We start from the raw sequence: 16216 nt of genomic DNA, 5'->3' as shown, positions 1-16216 counted from the left end.
CCGCGCGGGCGCTCGGCACCGCTGACATAGGGTTTCGGCGTCCAGTCCGCATCAGCCATCGATTTCGCCGCGCTCCCGCAATTCCTTCAACAAGGGCAACAGCGGCAGGCCGATGATGGTGAAATAGTCACCCTCGATCCGCTCCATCAGCTGGATGCCTTCCTTCTCGATCTGGTAGGCGCCGACGCTGGTGGTCGCCTTGCGGCCGGCCTGGGCGAGATAACGTCCGACGAAACCGGGATCGAGCGCGCGCAGGGTGATTGTCGCCGTGGCGACGTGCCTCCAGGTGACCTTGCCGGCCTCCACCAGCACCACGGCGCTGTTGAGCTGATGGGTACGGCCGGACAGTTTCAGAAGCGTGCGCCGCGCCTCTTCCATATTGGCAGGCTTGTGCAGGACCTCGTCGCCCAGCGACAGCGTCTGGTCCGCCCCGATGACGATCTCGTTCGGATGGCGCTCCGACACGTCCGTCGCCTTGGCCTCGGCGAGGATCGCGGCGACATCCTCAGGCCCGACGCCGGATTCCAGGAGCGGCGCCTCGATGGCGCGCTCGTCGAGATCGCTGGATTCGGCGGTGAAATCGATGCCGGCGTTCTTCAGTAGCTCGCGGCGGTGAACGCTGCTCGAGGCGAGCACGATGCCCTTGGACATGTGAATCCCATTGTACCGGTTTCGTCACGTACGGCCCGACTGATAGCCGCTGACCGGCAGAATTGCCATGGAGGGCGCCGGACTCGATTCTCCCCACCGGCACAAGGGCGAAGCCGATTCCCTCCCGGGATTCTTCGCAGCCTGTGGGTTGTGCGGGAGTAGTCGACCGGTCGGAGACGCCATCCGTCAGGCCGGTGACAAACCCCTGTCTTGTCCACAATTGGCGACAGGATCCGCTTGGGCATGGCGATTGCGGAAGACTGGGGACAAAAGCGATTCGTCCCGCGTCATCCCAAACTCATCCCCAGGCAGGGCGCCCAATGGGTCAGGACGCAAACTGCTGATAGACCGATCGGATCCGGCGATCGTCCCTGGGATTGTCCCCTGACGACACGATGCGGCATTCCGGCCTGTGGACGATCCTGCTAAGGGCTCCATCTAGGCGGGACCCTGTGAATTCCTGCAATCCACCGAGTCATAGAATCAAAAGACTCATCTGAAAGAAATCTTTCTTTTTTAATGGGAGCCCTGACCTGATGAAGACGCGCAAGCTTGTCCGTGTCCTGGAAGGCGAACGCATCTTCCCCCCTCCGGTGTGGTTGATGCGGCAGGCCGGTCGCTATCTCCCGGAATATCGGGCCACCCGTCAGACGGCCGGGGGCTTCCTCGAGCTCTGCTACAATCCCGACTTTGCGACGGAAGTGACGCTTCAGCCGATCCGACGCTTCGGATTCGACGCGGCGATCCTGTTCTCCGACATTCTAGTCATCCCCGACGCGCTCGATCGCGGCCTGCATTTCGTGCAGGGCGAGGGACCGAAGCTGACGCCGATCCGCCCCGACGAGATCGCCCGCCTCGATCCGAGCCGCGCCGACACGCATCTGGCACCGGTGATCGCGACGGTGGCGCGGCTGCGCAAGGAACTGCCCGAAGAGACGTCGCTGATCGGCTTCTGCGGCGCGCCCTGGACAGTGGCGACCTACATGATCGCCGGCCACGGTACGCCCGACCAGGCGCCGGCACGGCTGTTCGGCTATCGCCATCCCGACGAGATGGAGCAGCTTCTGTATCTCCTCGCCGAGATGGGCGCCGACTATCTGATCCGGCAGCTTCAGGCCGGTGCCGACTGCGTCCAGATCTTCGATTCCTGGGCCGGCGTTCTCGATGAGGCGTCCTTCGAGGCCTATGCGGTCAAGCCCGTCGCGCGGATGGTCGAGAAGGTCCGCGCAGCAGTGCCGGACGCCAAGATCATCGGCTTTGCCAAGGGCGCGGGTTCGCTGCTGAACGGCTATCGCCAGAAGACCGGCGTCAATGCCGTCGGTCTCGACTGGACGGTGCCGATGGACCAGGCGCGCGCGCTGCAGACCGAAGGCGCGATCCAGGGCAATCTCGATCCGCTGCGGCTGATTGCCGGCGGCAAGGCGCTGGACGAGGGCGTCGACCGGATCCTGGAAGGGCTGGGTGACGGGCCCCTGATCTTCAATCTCGGCCACGGCATCACCCCGGATGCGCCGATCGCCCATGTCGAGGCGTTGTTGAAGCGCATCCGCGGCTAGGTTCCTCGCTGTGCGGCATGCGCCTCGCGCCGGACTTGGAAGCCTGCGGGCTTCGGGTTATGTCGCGGGGCCCTCTGCCGCCGGTCTCTCGTCCCGGGCGTCATTCAGTGAAGGCACGCTGCATCAGCCTCGAAGGATCGTTGCATGAAGAAGGCCATTATCGCCCTCGCCGTCATGGCCGCCGTGATCACCGCCGTGTTCTGGCTGGTGCCGGTGGAAGCCCTGTTGTGGATGAAGACGCTGCACATCCTGGCGGTGATCGCCTGGATGGCGGGCATGCTCTATCTGCCGCGGCTGTTCGTCTATCACGCGGACGCTGCGACCGGCACGCCCCAGTCCGAGACCTTCAAGATCATGGAGCGGCGGCTGCTCAAGGCGATCATCAACCCGGCGATGATCGTGACCTGGGTCGCCGGCCTCTGGCTGGCGGTGAGGGGCGGCTGGTTTTCCGGCGGCAATGGCTGGCTGCACGCCAAGATCGCACTGGTCGTGCTGATGTCCGGCGTTCACGGCTATTTCTCAGCTTCGGTGCGCCGCTTTGCCAATGACGCCAACACCAAGCCGTCGCGCCATTGGCGGATCATGAACGAGGTGCCGACCGTCCTGTTGATCGTGATCGTCATCCTCGTCGTGGTGAAACCGTTCTGATCCCTGTCTTATGCTGTCACGCTGGACGCATTCTTCTCAAAACCCGTGCGAAACGGGTCGTCGCAATCGTATCGCCTGCCGCGACGCCGACCGTGCCCCGAGGGATCGATGACTGATACGCAGATGGACCGGCCAACGTGCCTCGTGGTGATGGGACCCGCCGGCGTCGGCAAGACGACCACCGCGGCGGGCCTCGCCGAAATGCTGGCCTGGCCCTATGCCGAGGCGGACGAGTTTCACCCCGCCGCCAATATTGCCAAGATGGAATCCGGCACACCGCTTGACGATGCCGACCGGGCACCCTGGCTGGCGTCCATCCGCGACTGGATCAGCGCTGAGGCTCATGCCGGGCGGTCCACCGTCGTCACCTGTTCGGCCCTGAAGCGCAGCTATCGCGATCTCCTGCGCGAAGCCGATGCGCGCGTGCGCTTCGTCTGCCTGACCGCCACCCCCGATCTGGTCGGCCGGCGCATGGCGACCCGGCAGGGCCACTTCATGCCGGTGTCCCTGTTGAAGTCGCAGTTCGACACGCTCGAGCCGCTGCAGGTCGACGAGGACGGAATCGTGGTGTCCGTCGATCTGCCGGCGGACGAGGTCGTGGCAACGGCGTTGCGGGCGCTCCGACTGAAGCCCGCCCCGGAAAGAGACTGATCCGCCGCCGCCGCTGCTGATCCTTGCTGCCTCCGACACGGACCGCGTGCGGAAGGCCCTTCGCCCGGACGTCCTCGCCGCGACCACCACACGTCGCCGAACGCCTTGCGCTGCCGGGATTGTCGGTCTATGTGTAGCGCCTACATCCCGCCTTTGGGCGATGCGCGACGTTTCCGCCGCGTCGATCCCCCGCCGCAGACCAGTTCGCGTTTCCGGCCCAGCGTTTTCCCATCTCCGCCTTGATTGTCTGGAAGAACTTTCCGGACGAACCCCGTAAAGAGCCTTTCCCGAATGAAACTTCAGGACCTGAAGAACAAGAGCGCGCCGGAACTGATCGCGTTTGCCGAAGAGAACGACGTCGAGAACGCCTCCGTGCTGCGCAAGCAGGAATTGCTGTTTGCAATTCTCAAGCAGCTTGCGGCGCAGGAAGTCGAGATCATCGGCGAAGGCGTCGTCGAGATCCTGCAGGACGGTTTCGCGTTCCTGCGCTCACCCGAGGCGAACTATCTTCCGGGCCCCGACGACATCTATGTCTCGCCGTCGCAGATCCGCAAGTTTCAGTTGAAGACCGGCGATACTGTCGAAGGCCCGATCCGTAGTCCCAAGGAAGGCGAGCGTTACTTCGCTCTTCTGAAAGTCAACACGATCAACTTCGACAATCCGGAGAAGATCCGCTACAAGAGCCACTTCGACAATCTGACGCCGCTCTATCCCGACGAGCGGTTCAAGATGGAGCTCGACGAGCCCACCGGCAAGAAGGACATGTCGGCCCGGGTGATCGATCTGGTCGCGCCGCTCGGCAAAGGCCAGCGCGGCCTGATCGTCGCCCCGCCGCGCACCGGCAAGACGGTGCTGCTCCAGAACATCGCCCATTCGATCACGGCCAACCATCCCGAGTGCTACCTCATCGTTCTGTTGATCGACGAGCGGCCCGAGGAAGTCACCGACATGCAGCGCTCGGTGCGCGGGGAGGTCGTTTCCTCGACCTTCGACGAGCCGGCGCAGCGCCATGTGGCCGTCGCCGAAATGGTCATCGAGAAGGCCAAGCGCCTGGTCGAGCACGGCCGCGACGTGGTCATCCTCCTCGATTCGATCACCCGTCTCGGTCGCGCCTACAACACGGTCGTTCCCTCCTCCGGCAAGGTGCTGACCGGTGGTGTCGACGCCAACGCCCTGCAGCGGCCGAAGCGCTTCTTCGGCGCGGCGCGCAATATCGAGGAAGGCGGTTCGCTGACCATCATCGCGACGGCGCTGATCGATACCGGCAGCCGCATGGACGAGGTCATCTTCGAGGAGTTCAAGGGCACCGGCAATTCGGAAATTGTCCTTGACCGCAAGGTCGCCGACAAGCGGATCTACCCGGCCATGGACATCCTCAAGTCCGGCACCCGCAAGGAGGACCTCCTGGTTCCGAAGGCGGATCTGCAGAAGATCTTCGTCTTGCGCCGTATCTTGTCGCCGATGGGCACGACCGACGCGATCGAGTTCCTCAATGACAAGCTCAAGCAGACCAAGACCAATGCCGATTTCTTCGATCAGATGAACACCTGATCGAACGCCGAGGGCATGATTCACGTGAAACGGCGACCTCTAGCGGTCGCCGTTTTCGTATGGAGCGCGCATCAGCACAGGAGCCACGCGAAAGGCCTCTTGATTCCGCTCCGCGCCGGTCCGAAAACGGCAAGACGCATCGGGGGAGGATGACAATGGGAGAGATACCGGCAGCCGTGGCACGGGTCGAGGCAGCGGCAATCGACAAGGGACTGAAGATTTCCGTGGTCGAAACGCGCAGCTCTGCGCGCTCGGCCGAGGAGGCGGCCCAGGCGGTCGGCGCCAGTGTCGGCCAGATCGTCAAGTCGCTGGTCTTCCGCGGCAAGGACACCGGCAAGGCCTATCTGCTGCTGGTATCCGGCGCCAATCGGGTCGACGAGGCATTGGCGGCCCAGACCATAGGCGAGGCCCTTGAGCGCCCCGACGCGGATTTCGTCCGCTCCGCGACCGGCTTTGCCATAGGCGGCGTCTCGCCGCTCGGTGCAACGGCAGAGCTCTCCGTCTATATGGACGAGGACCTCTTCCAGCATGCGGCTGTGTGGGCCGCGGCCGGTACGCCGAAGCATGTCTTCGAAGTCGTGCCGCTGCAATTGCGCAGCGCGACCGGCGCGGTGATCTTTCGGGTCGCCTGAGGCCCAGTCCAGCCCCGGCTCGCCATTGAACCCGCAACCATCTGAATCGAGCCCATCGAGGCCCCGCTTGACCCATAGCGACACCATCGCCGCCCTTTCCTCCGGCGCCCTGCCCGCCGGGGTCGCCGTCGTGCGCGTCAGCGGTGCGGCCGCACGAGGGGTCATGGAGCGCCTGGCGGGATCGGTGCCACCGGAGCGCCGCGCCAGCCTGCGCCGCTTCCGCGACGCCGCCGACCGGACGATCGACCGGGGCATCGCGCTGTTCTTCCCGGGCCCGGGCAGCGTCACCGGCGAGGATCTGGTCGAATTCCACCTGCATGGCGGGCGCGCCGTCGTGGCGGCCTTCCTGGATGCGGCGACAAGCATTCCCGGCGTGCGTCTGGCAGCGGCAGGCGAGTTCACCCGGCGCGGCTTCGAGAATGGTAAGATCGACCTGACCGAAGCCGAGGGCCTCGCCGACCTCCTGGCAGCCAGCACGGAGGCCCAGCGCCGCATGGCCGTCGCCCAGGCCGGCGGCGCCCTGCGCGCCCTCTACGAGGGCTGGATGCGCGATCTCACCAATGCCCGGGCGATGATCGAGGCGTCCTTCGACTTTGCCGATGAAGGCGATGTGGATGACGACGTTGCCAGCGGTGTGGAGCGGCAGGTGGCCGTGATCGCCGAGGCCATGCGGACGCATCTCGCCAAGGCCGACCGCGGCGAGATCCTGCGCGAAGGCTTCAAGGTGGCGATCGTCGGCGCGCCCAATGCCGGCAAGTCGAGCCTTCTGAATGCGCTCGCCGACCGGGAGGTCGCCATCGTCACGGAAATCCCCGGCACCACGCGAGACGTCATTGAGGCGACCCTCGATCTCGGCGGCATCCCCGTGCGCTTCTCGGACACCGCCGGCATCCGCGAAACCGCCGACCGGATCGAGGCGATGGGCATCGAGCGGGCGCGCGCGGCGATGGATGAGGCCGATCTCGTCCTGGCGCTGGTGGATCCGCATGCCGGCCCGACGACGCTGGAATGGCTGAGCGGGCTGATGACTCACGTGAAACACCCGCTGATGCTTGCCGGTCAGGAACCAGCACCGGACGAGACGCCCGAAGATCAGCCCGCATCCACCCGGCCGATCCTGACCATCCGCACCAAGATCGATCAGGACGAATTGACCGGCGGCGCTCCACTCCACGACCCCGGCTGCGATCTTGCGATCTCCACCCGCACCGGCGAAGGGCTCGCCGACCTGGTCGACCGGATCGCGAATATCGCCGCGGCGGCCGTGGGCGATCCCGACGATGTTGTTCCTGCCCGCACGCGCCACCGGGAACTGATCGGCGATGCATTGCGGCTTCTGACCGAATTCCAGGCCGCGGCCGACATGCCGGCGGAGGTGCGCGCCGAGATCCTGCGCCGGACCAGCCATCGGCTTGGCGCGCTCACCGGGCAGGTCGGGGTCGAGGATTTGCTGGAAGTCATCTTTTCCGAGTTCTGTATCGGCAAATGATTCACGTGGAACACCGGGCCAGTGCCCACAGGGCGCACTGAACCCGGTTTCGTTACGTCGCAACGTTGCCCGGATTGACAGATCCGCACGGCGCAGTCTTTACCCATCGCCATGGAACACTCTTTCGATGTCGTCGTCATCGGCGGCGGTCATGCGGGCTGCGAAGCGGCCAGCGCGGCCGCGCGCGCCGGTGCCCGCACTGCTCTCGTCACCCACCGCTTCGACACAATCGGGGCGATGAGCTGCAATCCCGCCATTGGCGGGATCGGCAAGGGCCACCTCGTCCGCGAGATCGATGCGCTCGGCGGATTGATGGGCCAGGTCGCCGATGCTGCCGGCATCCAGTTTCGCCTGCTCAACCGCCGCAAGGGACCCGCCGTGCGCGGCCCGCGCACCCAGGCCGATCGCCGCCTCTATCGCGAGGCGATGCAGGCCGCCATTCGTGCCCAGTCGGGCCTTGAGGTGATCGAGGGCGATGTTGCCGATCTGACCCTCGACGACGCGAACCGGGTCACCGGGATCGTTCTCGGTGACGGCCGGACGATGAGCTGCCGCGCCGTGGTCCTGACGACCGGGACATTTCTCTCCGGCCTGATCCATATCGGCGACCAGAAGATCCCCGCCGGTCGGATGGGCGAAGACCCCTCGACCGGCCTGTCAGGAACGCTCAGCCGCCTGGGACTGACGCTTGGCCGTTTGAAGACCGGCACGCCGGCGCGGCTCGACGGCCGCACCATCGACTGGGCCGGTCTCGACCGTCAGGCGCCGGACGACGTCACGGTGCCCTTCTCCTATCTGACGACGACCATCGCCAATCGCCAGATCGATTGCGGGATCACCCGGACGACGCCGGAGACCCACGCGATCATCCGCGACAATCTCGGACGTTCGGCGCTGTACTCCGGACAGATCGCCGGCAACGGTCCGCGCTACTGCCCGTCGATCGAGGACAAGATCGTCAAGTTCGGCGATCGCGACGGTCACCAGATCTTCCTGGAGCCGGAGGGCCTCGACGACGACACCATCTATCCGAATGGCCTGTCGACCTCGTTGCCGGAGGACGTTCAGACACTCTTCCTGCGGTCGATCCCCGGCCTTGAGCGGGTCGAACTGCGCAAGCCCGGCTATGCCATCGAATACGACCATGTCGATCCGCGTGAACTCGACCGTCGGCTGGCCGTGCGCCGCGCCGAAGGATTGTTCCTGGCCGGCCAGATCAATGGCACGACCGGCTATGAGGAAGCTGCCGCACAGGGGCTGATCGCCGGCCTGAACGCGGCCATGCTGGCCGCCGGCAGTGTGGCCGTCACCATCGGCCGGGCCGACGCCTATATCGGCGTGATGATCGACGATCTCACCCGGACTGGGGTCTCGGAGCCCTATCGCATGTTCACGTCGCGGGCCGAGTTCCGGTTGTCGCTGCGTGCCGACAATGCCGACCGGCGGCTGACCCCGCTTGGCCTGTCGCTGGGCATCATCGATGACGAGCGCCGCACGGTGTTCGAGACGAGCGAAGCCGCGCTGGAAGCAGCGCGCACGCGGTTGGAAGCATCGACCCTGACGCCGTCGGAAGCCCAGCGTCATGGCCTGCCGGTCAATCTCGACGGCCGTCGCCGGTCGGCCTGGCAGCTCCTGTCCCAGACCGATGTCGATCTGGATCGGCTCGCCATTGTCTGGCCGGAGCTTGCCGAATTTTCCGGTCAGATCCGGGAGCGGATCGAGATCGAAGCGGCTTACGACGTCTATCTCGACCGTCAGCGCAAGGACCAGGAGCGGCTGCGCCGGGACGAGAAGCGGGCCCTCCCCGCGGATCTCAACTATATGGCGATGGTCGGCCTTTCCAACGAACTGCGTCAGAAGCTGACGGACCGGCGCCCGGGGTCGATTGCTGAGGCCGAGGCCATCGACGGGATGACCCCCGCCGCCCTGGCGATCATTCTGGTCGCGTTGCGCCGGGTGGAGATCTCCCATGCGGCGTGACCGTGATTCGGAAAAGCCGGCGAGGCCTTACGTACGCCCGGTGAACAAGCCGCGGTCGGCCCCGAAGCCGCGTCCGGCCGATGTGGCAGCCGCGCAGGAGCGCGGACGGGCGGAGTTCCTGTCCACACATAATGTTTCACGTGAAACGCTCGAGCGACTTGACCGCTACGTTGCGTTGCTGACCGAATGGCAGACCCGCATGAACCTCGTCGCTCCAGCGACGATCGGTGATGTCTGGTCCCGCCACATCGCTGATTCGCTGGCCCTCGAGCGGCTTCTGCCCGAAGCCCGCTTCTGCGTGGATCTGGGCTCGGGGGCGGGCCTGCCCGGACTGGTGATCGCCGCCGTGCGTCCCGGCCTCAGCGCCGATCTCGTCGAGGCGAACAGCAAGAAGATCGCCTTCCTGCGGGCGGTTCAGCGCGATCTGGGCCTCACCGGAACGGCCCATGCGGCGCGGATCGAGGATTGCGGCGCCGTGCTCGCCAAGGCCGATATCGTGACCGCCAGGGCGCTGGCATCGTTGACGGAGCTTTTCGCCCTTGTGGCGCCGCATATCCGCGTCGATACGCGCTGCTTCTTCCAGAAGGGGCGCAACCATGAACAGGAAATTAATGCGGCGACTGCCCATTGGCGATTCAGCATGATAAAGCATGAATCGAGCCTCGATGACGGATCTGTCGTCCTCGAGATCGACGAGATCGCGCCGCGCTGAGCGGCGGCAGCCCAGGCGGAGACGGGACCGGTCCTCTCCGGTCGGCAGCCGACACCGCTCGATGGCGGAGCGGGAGCGGATCGATGGATGCGATGAGCGGACAGCCGATGCGGATCATCACGATTGCAAATCAGAAGGGCGGGGTCGGCAAGACGACCACCGCCATCAACCTTGCGACGGCGCTGGCCGCGATCGGCAAGCGTGCGCTGCTGATCGACCTCGATCCCCAGGGCAACGCCTCGACCGGGCTGGGCGTCGATCGCGACAATCGCGAAGTGTCGTCCTACGACGTCCTGACCGAGGCATCCTCGATCACCGAGGCCGCCATGCCGACGGCCGTGCCCAATCTCAGCCTGATCCCGTCGACGCTGGACCTTCTCGGCCTCGAGATGGAGATCGCCGGTGCGACTGGGCGCGCCTACCGGCTGCGCGACGCGCTGCATTTCCACCAGGTCGAGACGCCGCAATTCGACTTCGTGCTGATCGACTGCCCGCCGTCGCTGAACCTCCTGACCATCAACGCCATGGCCGCGGCCGATTCCATCCTCGTGCCGCTGCAGTGCGAGTTCTTCGCACTCGAAGGCCTCAGCCAGCTCCTGCAGACGGTCGAGCAGGTCCGGGATTCGCTGAACCCGACGCTCGACCTGCATGGCATTGTGCTGACCATGTATGACGGTCGCAACAATCTGGCCGCGCAGGTGGTGCGGGACGTGCGATCCTATATGGGCGACCATGTCTACGAGACGATCATCCCGCGCAATGTGCGGGTTTCCGAAGCGCCGTCCTTCGGCAAGCCGGCGATCCTCTACGACATGAAATGTCCGGGCAGCCAGGCCTATATCCGGCTGGCCTCGGAAATCATCCAGCGCGAACGCGGGCTGCAGGCAGCATGAACAACTTCCGATATGGCGATCACGGAAGGGCGGGCGGAAACCCCGATGCAACGGACGGGGATGGCGCGGGCGCGCCGAGGAACGGGGAGACCAAGATGAACGAAGACAAGTCGCGCCAGCGTCTCGGGCGTGGACTCGCCTCGCTGATCGGGGCCGGTGCATCCGCCCCTGCCCGTCCCGGCCAGGGTTTCGGTGCCCAGGCCGAGCAGCCGGCACCGCCGGCCATCCCGGCCGAGCGCCATATTCCGATCGACGCGATTTCGCCGAATCCGAACAATCCGCGGCGCACCTTCCATGAGGCCGATCTCGACGATCTGACGGCGTCTGTGCGCAATCACGGCGTCGTGCAGCCGCTGCTGGTGCGGCCGCGGCCCGGCGTGCCGGACGGTTTCGAGATCGTCGCCGGCGAGCGCCGCTGGCGGGCCGCGCGCGCCGCGGGGCTCACCGAAGTTCCGGTTGTCATGCGCGAGATCGGCGACCGCCAGTCGCTGGAAATCGCCATCATCGAGAACGTTCAGCGCGCTGACCTCAACGCGGTCGAGGAAGCGCTGGGCTACGAGATGCTGATCAACGAGCATGGCTATACCCAGGCCGATCTCGCCGATGTGCTGGGCAAGAGCCGCAGCCATGTGGCGAATACGCTGCGGCTTCTGAAGCTTCCCGAGGAAGTCCGCACAATGGTGGCCAGCGGGACGCTGTCGCCGGGCGCGGCGCGCACGGTCGTCACGGCCGAGGACCCGGTGTCCGTGGCCAAGCAGATCGTTTCGCGCGGCCTCAGCGTGCGCGAGGCCGAGGAGCTGGCGCGCCAGCCTGCGGCGGGTGAGACCGCGAAGCCCAAGAAGGCGTCCGGCGGCAAGAGCCCGCCGAAGCCCGCGCCCGAGAAGGATTCTGACGCACTGGCGCTGGAGCGGCTGCTGGCCGAGCTTCTGGGCATGCCGGTCGAGATCGACGTCAAGGGCGAAGGCGGGTCGATCCGGATCGAATATGCCGATCTGGAGCAGCTCGACGAAATTTGCGGTCTCCTCCAGACGCGGGTCCAGCGCGGCTCCGAGACGGCGCGTACGCGCGATCTGTAGCAAGGTGCGGACGCCACGTTTCACGTGAAACATCCCGCGTATGGCTGCTGCGTACGCGGGTAAGGTGCTGTCTTGGCTGGCTATTCCGCCGCGATGATCCGTGAATCAGTGGCGCGTGCGGAGACGGGCCGCTTCGACGGCGACGTCGAGCAGGGTCTGGCGGGTGATCGTCAGCGCCAGCCCGCCTTCCTTGCGGCTGGCCAGGATATCGGCGTCGATTCGCTGCAGGATGATTGTGATCGCGTCGAGCGGCCAGGCCGAAAGGGCGACCTCCATGGCGTGCTTGCGTCGGAAGTGGGGGCGGCGCCGCTCGACCACGCGGCCGACGGGCTCGCCGCCCTTCTCGACCATCTCCCGCATGGTCTGCAATTGCTGGAAATAGCGCAAGAGCTGCTGGTGAAGCTGGAAGGTGGCGGTGCCGGCCGAGACCAGCCGGTCGATCAAATGCGGCAACCGCCGCACCTCGCCGCTGGCCGCGGCATCAATGGTCTCTTCCAGCGTATCGGCCGAGACGTCACCGACAATGGCGCGCACGTCTTCCTCGGTCACCGATGACGTTCCCAGCGCGTAGAGGCAGAGCTTGCGGATCTCGCCCCGTGAGGCGATGCGGTTGGCGCCGAGGCGCGCGCGCAATTCGTCCCGCGCCTCGCGGCCGATGGTCAGACCGCTCTCGCGCATCTCCTCGTCGATCATCTTGTCGATCGCCCGCCCCTCGTCCTGGTAGCAGGGCAAGGCGATGGCGAACTTGCCGCGCTCGGCATTGGCCCGCAGGGCCGAGCTCTTCTTGAGATCGCCGGCTTCCAGAATGACGATGGCGCCGTCGAGCTTCTTTGCCGAGAGCTCCGCCACGGCTTCGGCCAGGGACTTGCCATTGCCCGCGCCGCGCACGCGGATGAGGCGGGTGCCGCCGAACATCGAGACGGTCTGCGCCTCGTCATAGAGGCGGCCGATGTCCTTCTCCAGCTCGTCGGCGGCCAGCGTTACGGCGGCGAAGGGATCGCTGCGGTCGACGCCGGAGAGCTCGGCGACCTTCTCGGAACGCTCGGAGACGAGGCCGGGATCGGGGCCGTAGAGGAGGATGACCGGATAGGAGAAGTCGGGCCGCGACAGGAACGCCTCGACCTCGCCGGGTTTCTTCTGCGCCATGAAAAGGTCCCTGTTGCGCCGGCAGGGGGCCGCCTTGGACCGCCTGCCCTGCCGGCGTTTCGCCTGGGGACGTGTCTACACGCCGGCCTTGGTCAGCGCACGGGCAATTTCCAGTTCGATCTGTCCGGCGACGGCCTTGCCGGCCCGGTCGCGCGCGTCGATCACCGCCCGCTGGCTCTGATAGAGCTGGCCGGTGCGGTCGAAGGGCACCGTCTCGGTGCGCGTGCCGGTGGCCAGTACGGTGCCGTCGGAGTTCCGGGTCAGGGTGTAGCTGGCGCTCATGTAGTAGAGCGACGCCGCCGCCTGCCCGCCCGGCTCGACCGCGATGCCGATCTCGCTGCCGCTGCCGCTGAGGGCGACGGTATAGAGCGGCTCACTCACCCGCGTGCCCTGGTTCAACCGGAACAACAGGGCGTTGCGGACGATCTGGATGGTGCGATTGCCGGCTTCGGAGACGGCGATCCGCCCGCGCAGGGAGACGAGCTGCCCGTCCGGCGCCATGACATCGGTGGTCAGGCCGCCGGCATAAAGCGGCCGCCCGGTGCAGCCCGACAGGGCAAGGCCACCGGCGAGGAGACAGAGCGCCGCGAGAGCGCGAGGCCGGCCCGCATCAAAGAACGACATTGACGATTCTCCCGGGGACGACCACGACGCGCTTCGGCGAATTGCCGGCCAGCGCTGCCTGCACGACGTCGAGCGCCAGCGCCGCCTGTTCGATATCAGGTTTGCCGGCCGAAGCCGGTACGGTCAAGTCGCCGCGCTTCTTGCCGTTGATCTGGACCGGCATGGTGATGCTGTCGTCCTTCAGGAGCGCCGGGTCGACGTCGGGCCAAGGGGCCGCTGCGGCGAGACCCATCATGCCCAGGGTCGTCCAGCATTCCTCGGCCAGATGCGGCATCATCGGGGCGATCAGGCGCACCAGGATGGTCAGCGCTTCGCGGGCCGCGGCCTTCAACGCCGGGTCGCTGTCGGCCGCGACACCGGAGACCGACGCGGCCAGCGTGTTGACCAGTTCGTAGATGCGGGCGACGGCCTTGTTGAAGCCGAGGCGCTCGATGTCGTCGGCGACGCCGGCCGCGGCGCGGTGGGCGGCGCGGCGGATGGTCAGCACCGCCTCGTCCTCGCTCTGCGGGCTGGCGTCGGCACCGGCAATACGCGGCGCGGTCTCGGAGACGAGGCGCCACAGGCGCTGGACGAAGCGGTGGGCGCCCTCGACGCCGGCCTCGGTCCAGATCACGTCGCGGTCCGGCGGCGAATCCGACAGCATGAACCAGCGGGCCGTGTCGGCGCCGTAAGAGGCAATAATGTCGTCCGGGTCGACGACGTTCTTCTTCGACTTCGACATCTTCTCGATGCCGCCGATCTCGATCGGGCTGCCGGTCGACAGGCGCGTCGCGGTGCGGGTCCCCTCGCCTTCGGCGATCGCCACGTCCACCGGAGCGACCCATTCGCGGCCGTCGCGATAGGTCTCGTGGACCACCATGCCCTGCGTGAACAGGCCCTTGAAGGGCTCGTCGAGAGCGACATGGCCGCATTCGCGCATCGCCCGCACGAAGAAACGCGAATAGAGCAAATGCAGGATCGCGTGCTCGATGCCGCCGATATACTGGTCGACCGGCAGCCAGGCATTGGCGGCCTGCGGATCGGTCGGCTCATGCGCCTGCGGCGCCGTGAAACGGGCGAAATACCACGAGGAATCGACGAAGGTGTCCATCGTGTCGGTCTCGCGCTTCGCCTTGCCGCCGCATTGCGGGCAGGTGGCGTCGCGCCAGGTCGGATGGCGGTCCAGCGGATTGCCGGGCTTTTCGAAATCGATGTCGTCCGGCAGCTTCACCGGCAGGTTCTCGCGGGCTTCCGGCACGACACCGCAGGCCTCGCAATGCAGGACCGGGATCGGGCAGCCCCAATAGCGCTGGCGCGAGATGCCCCAGTCGCGCAGGCGGAAATTGATTTGGCGCTCGGCCTGGGGCCGGCCGTTCAGCGTGGTGGCCTCCAGCCGCTCGGCGACGGCGTCGAAGGCGGCGTCCGGCGACAGGCCGTCGAGGAAGTCCGAGCGGCAGATCGTACCGTCGCCGACATAGGCCTCGGTGCCGACATCGAAGGTCTCGGCATCGGCGCCCTGGGGCAAGACGACGGCGCGTACCGGCAAATCGTATTTGCGGGCGAAGTCGAGATCGCGCTGGTCATGGGCCGGGCAGCCGAAGACCGCGCCGGTGCCGTAATCCATCAGCACGAAATTCGCGACATAGACCGGCAGCTTCCATTCCGGGTCGAAGGGATGGGTGACGGAAATCCCCGTCGGCATGCCCTTCTTCTCGGCCGTCTCCAGCGCCGCGGCGGAGGTGCCCTGACGCCGGCATTCGGCAATGAAGCCCTGCAGCTCGGGATTGGTCTCGGCGGCCCTGGCGGCCAGCGGATGGTCGGCGGCGACGGCCACGAAGGAGGCGCCGAACAGCGTGTCGGGCCGCGTCGTGAACACGGTGACGTCGTCGAAGCCCTCGGGCTTCGTTGCGGCGTCCAGCGCCCAGCGCACCAGCAGGCCCTCGGACTTGCCGATCCAGTTCTTCTGCATCAGCCGGACCTTCTCCGGCCAGCCCGGCAGATGGTCGAGGGCCGAGAGCAGGTCGTCGGCGAAATCGGTGATGCGGAAGAACCACTGGGTCAGTTCGCGCTGCTCGACATCGGCGCCCGAACGCCAGCCCTTGCCGTCGATCACCTGCTCGTTGGCGAGCACGGTCATGTCGACCGGATCCCAATTGACCTTGGACTTCTTGCGATAGGCCAGGCCCTTGGCCAGGAAGTCGAGGAACAGCATCTGCTGGCGATGGTAGTATTCTACGTCGCAGGTCGCGAATTCACGCGACCAGTCCAGCGACAGACCCATCGACTTCAACTGGCCGCGCATGGTCGCAATGTTCTGGTAGGTCCATTCGCGCGGATGCACCTTGTTCTGCATCGCGGCGTTCTCGGCCGGCATGCCGAAGGCGTCCCAGCCCATCGGATGCAGCACGTTGAAACCCTTGGCCCGGCGGTAGCGCGCGACCACGTCGCCCATGGCATAATTGCGCACATGGCCCATATGGATGCGGCCCGAGGGATAGGGAAACATCTCGAGGACGTAGTACTTTTCGCCCGGCGCGTCGGTCTGGGTCTCGAACAGCTTCGCCTCGTTCCAGGCGGTCTGCCAGCGAGGTTCGGATGCGCGGGGATTGTAGCGTTCTGTGGTCATGC

At 66.2% G+C, this 16216-nt stretch carries 14 protein-coding genes; 10 read left to right on the top strand and 4 right to left on the bottom strand.

Going from position 1 to position 16216, the window contains the following annotated elements; translation table 11 throughout:
- Positions 1 to 51: 51 nt before the first annotated feature.
- Positions 52 to 651 carry a Maf-like protein gene (locus N7I30_RS17130; RefSeq protein ID WP_230786950.1) on the bottom strand — a complete coding sequence of 200 codons (600 nt, stop codon included), beginning with the start codon at positions 649 to 651 and terminating at the stop codon, positions 52 to 54.
- Between the two features lie 536 nt (positions 652 to 1187).
- Between N7I30_RS17130 and hemE the strand changes: the two genes are divergently transcribed.
- The 10 genes from hemE to N7I30_RS17080 all read left to right on the top strand — a co-directional run bounded on the left by hemE (position 1188) and on the right by N7I30_RS17080 (position 11839).
- Entirely contained in the window at positions 1188 to 2207 is a 1020-nt protein-coding gene (gene hemE / locus N7I30_RS17125; protein WP_024352219.1) for a uroporphyrinogen decarboxylase, read from the top strand.
- A 144-nt stretch (positions 2208 to 2351) separates the two neighbouring features.
- Positions 2352 to 2855 (top strand): protoporphyrinogen oxidase HemJ, encoded by a 504-nt coding sequence (gene hemJ, locus N7I30_RS17120; protein ID WP_024352218.1) that lies wholly within the window; start codon positions 2352 to 2354, stop codon positions 2853 to 2855.
- A 108-nt stretch (positions 2856 to 2963) separates the two neighbouring features.
- Positions 2964 to 3506: a gluconokinase gene (locus N7I30_RS17115; RefSeq protein WP_498640411.1), complete on the top strand. Its 543-nt coding sequence runs from the start codon at positions 2964 to 2966 to the stop codon at positions 3504 to 3506.
- A 291-nt stretch (positions 3507 to 3797) separates the two neighbouring features.
- Entirely contained in the window at positions 3798 to 5057 is a 1260-nt protein-coding gene (rho, locus tag N7I30_RS17110; protein WP_024352216.1) for a transcription termination factor Rho, read from the top strand.
- Positions 5058 to 5212: 155 nt separating this feature from the next.
- Positions 5213 to 5689 carry a YbaK/EbsC family protein gene (locus N7I30_RS17105; RefSeq protein WP_498640409.1) on the top strand — a complete coding sequence of 159 codons (477 nt, stop codon included), beginning with the start codon at positions 5213 to 5215 and terminating at the stop codon, positions 5687 to 5689.
- A gap of 67 nt (positions 5690 to 5756) precedes the next feature.
- Positions 5757 to 7178: a tRNA uridine-5-carboxymethylaminomethyl(34) synthesis GTPase MnmE gene (gene mnmE, locus N7I30_RS17100; protein ID WP_498640407.1), complete on the top strand. Its 1422-nt coding sequence runs from the start codon at positions 5757 to 5759 to the stop codon at positions 7176 to 7178.
- Between the two features lie 111 nt (positions 7179 to 7289).
- Complete coding sequence (gene mnmG / locus N7I30_RS17095) at positions 7290 to 9158, top strand: tRNA uridine-5-carboxymethylaminomethyl(34) synthesis enzyme MnmG (protein ID WP_498640405.1); 1869 nt, start codon at positions 7290 to 7292, stop codon at positions 9156 to 9158.
- Entirely contained in the window at positions 9148 to 9870 is a 723-nt protein-coding gene (gene rsmG / locus N7I30_RS17090) for a 16S rRNA (guanine(527)-N(7))-methyltransferase RsmG (RefSeq protein WP_498640403.1), read from the top strand. The genes mnmG and rsmG overlap by 11 nt, the downstream gene beginning before the upstream one ends.
- A 107-nt stretch (positions 9871 to 9977) precedes the next feature.
- Complete coding sequence (locus tag N7I30_RS17085) at positions 9978 to 10763, top strand: ParA family protein (RefSeq protein ID WP_373279299.1); 786 nt, start codon at positions 9978 to 9980, stop codon at positions 10761 to 10763.
- Positions 10764 to 10858: 95 nt separating this feature from the next.
- A complete protein-coding gene (locus tag N7I30_RS17080) occupies positions 10859 to 11839 on the top strand; it encodes a ParB/RepB/Spo0J family partition protein (RefSeq protein ID WP_498640401.1) in 981 nt (326 codons plus the stop codon).
- 105 nt (positions 11840 to 11944) lie between these two features.
- On the opposite strand, the gene holA is transcribed toward N7I30_RS17080, so the two are convergent.
- The 3 genes from holA to leuS form a co-directional block, all read right to left on the bottom strand.
- Complete coding sequence (gene holA / locus N7I30_RS17075) at positions 11945 to 12985, bottom strand: DNA polymerase III subunit delta (RefSeq protein ID WP_498640399.1); 1041 nt, start codon at positions 12983 to 12985, stop codon at positions 11945 to 11947.
- 75 nt (positions 12986 to 13060) lie between these two features.
- A complete protein-coding gene (locus tag N7I30_RS17070) occupies positions 13061 to 13609 on the bottom strand; it encodes a hypothetical protein (RefSeq protein WP_024352208.1) in 549 nt (182 codons plus the stop codon).
- Positions 13596 to 16214, bottom strand: a complete 2619-nt coding sequence (gene leuS / locus N7I30_RS17065; RefSeq protein ID WP_498640397.1) for a leucine--tRNA ligase — start codon at positions 16212 to 16214, stop codon at positions 13596 to 13598. The genes N7I30_RS17070 and leuS overlap by 14 nt, the downstream gene beginning before the upstream one ends.
- Positions 16215 to 16216 lie beyond the last annotated feature (2 nt).

The sequence above is a fragment of the Aurantimonas litoralis genome (assembly GCF_026153195.1).
GTDB lineage: Bacteria > Pseudomonadota > Alphaproteobacteria > Rhizobiales > Rhizobiaceae > Aurantimonas > Aurantimonas coralicida.
The sequence above is the reverse complement of the archived record's forward strand: the minus strand, read 5'-3'. Positions and strand labels throughout refer to the sequence as shown.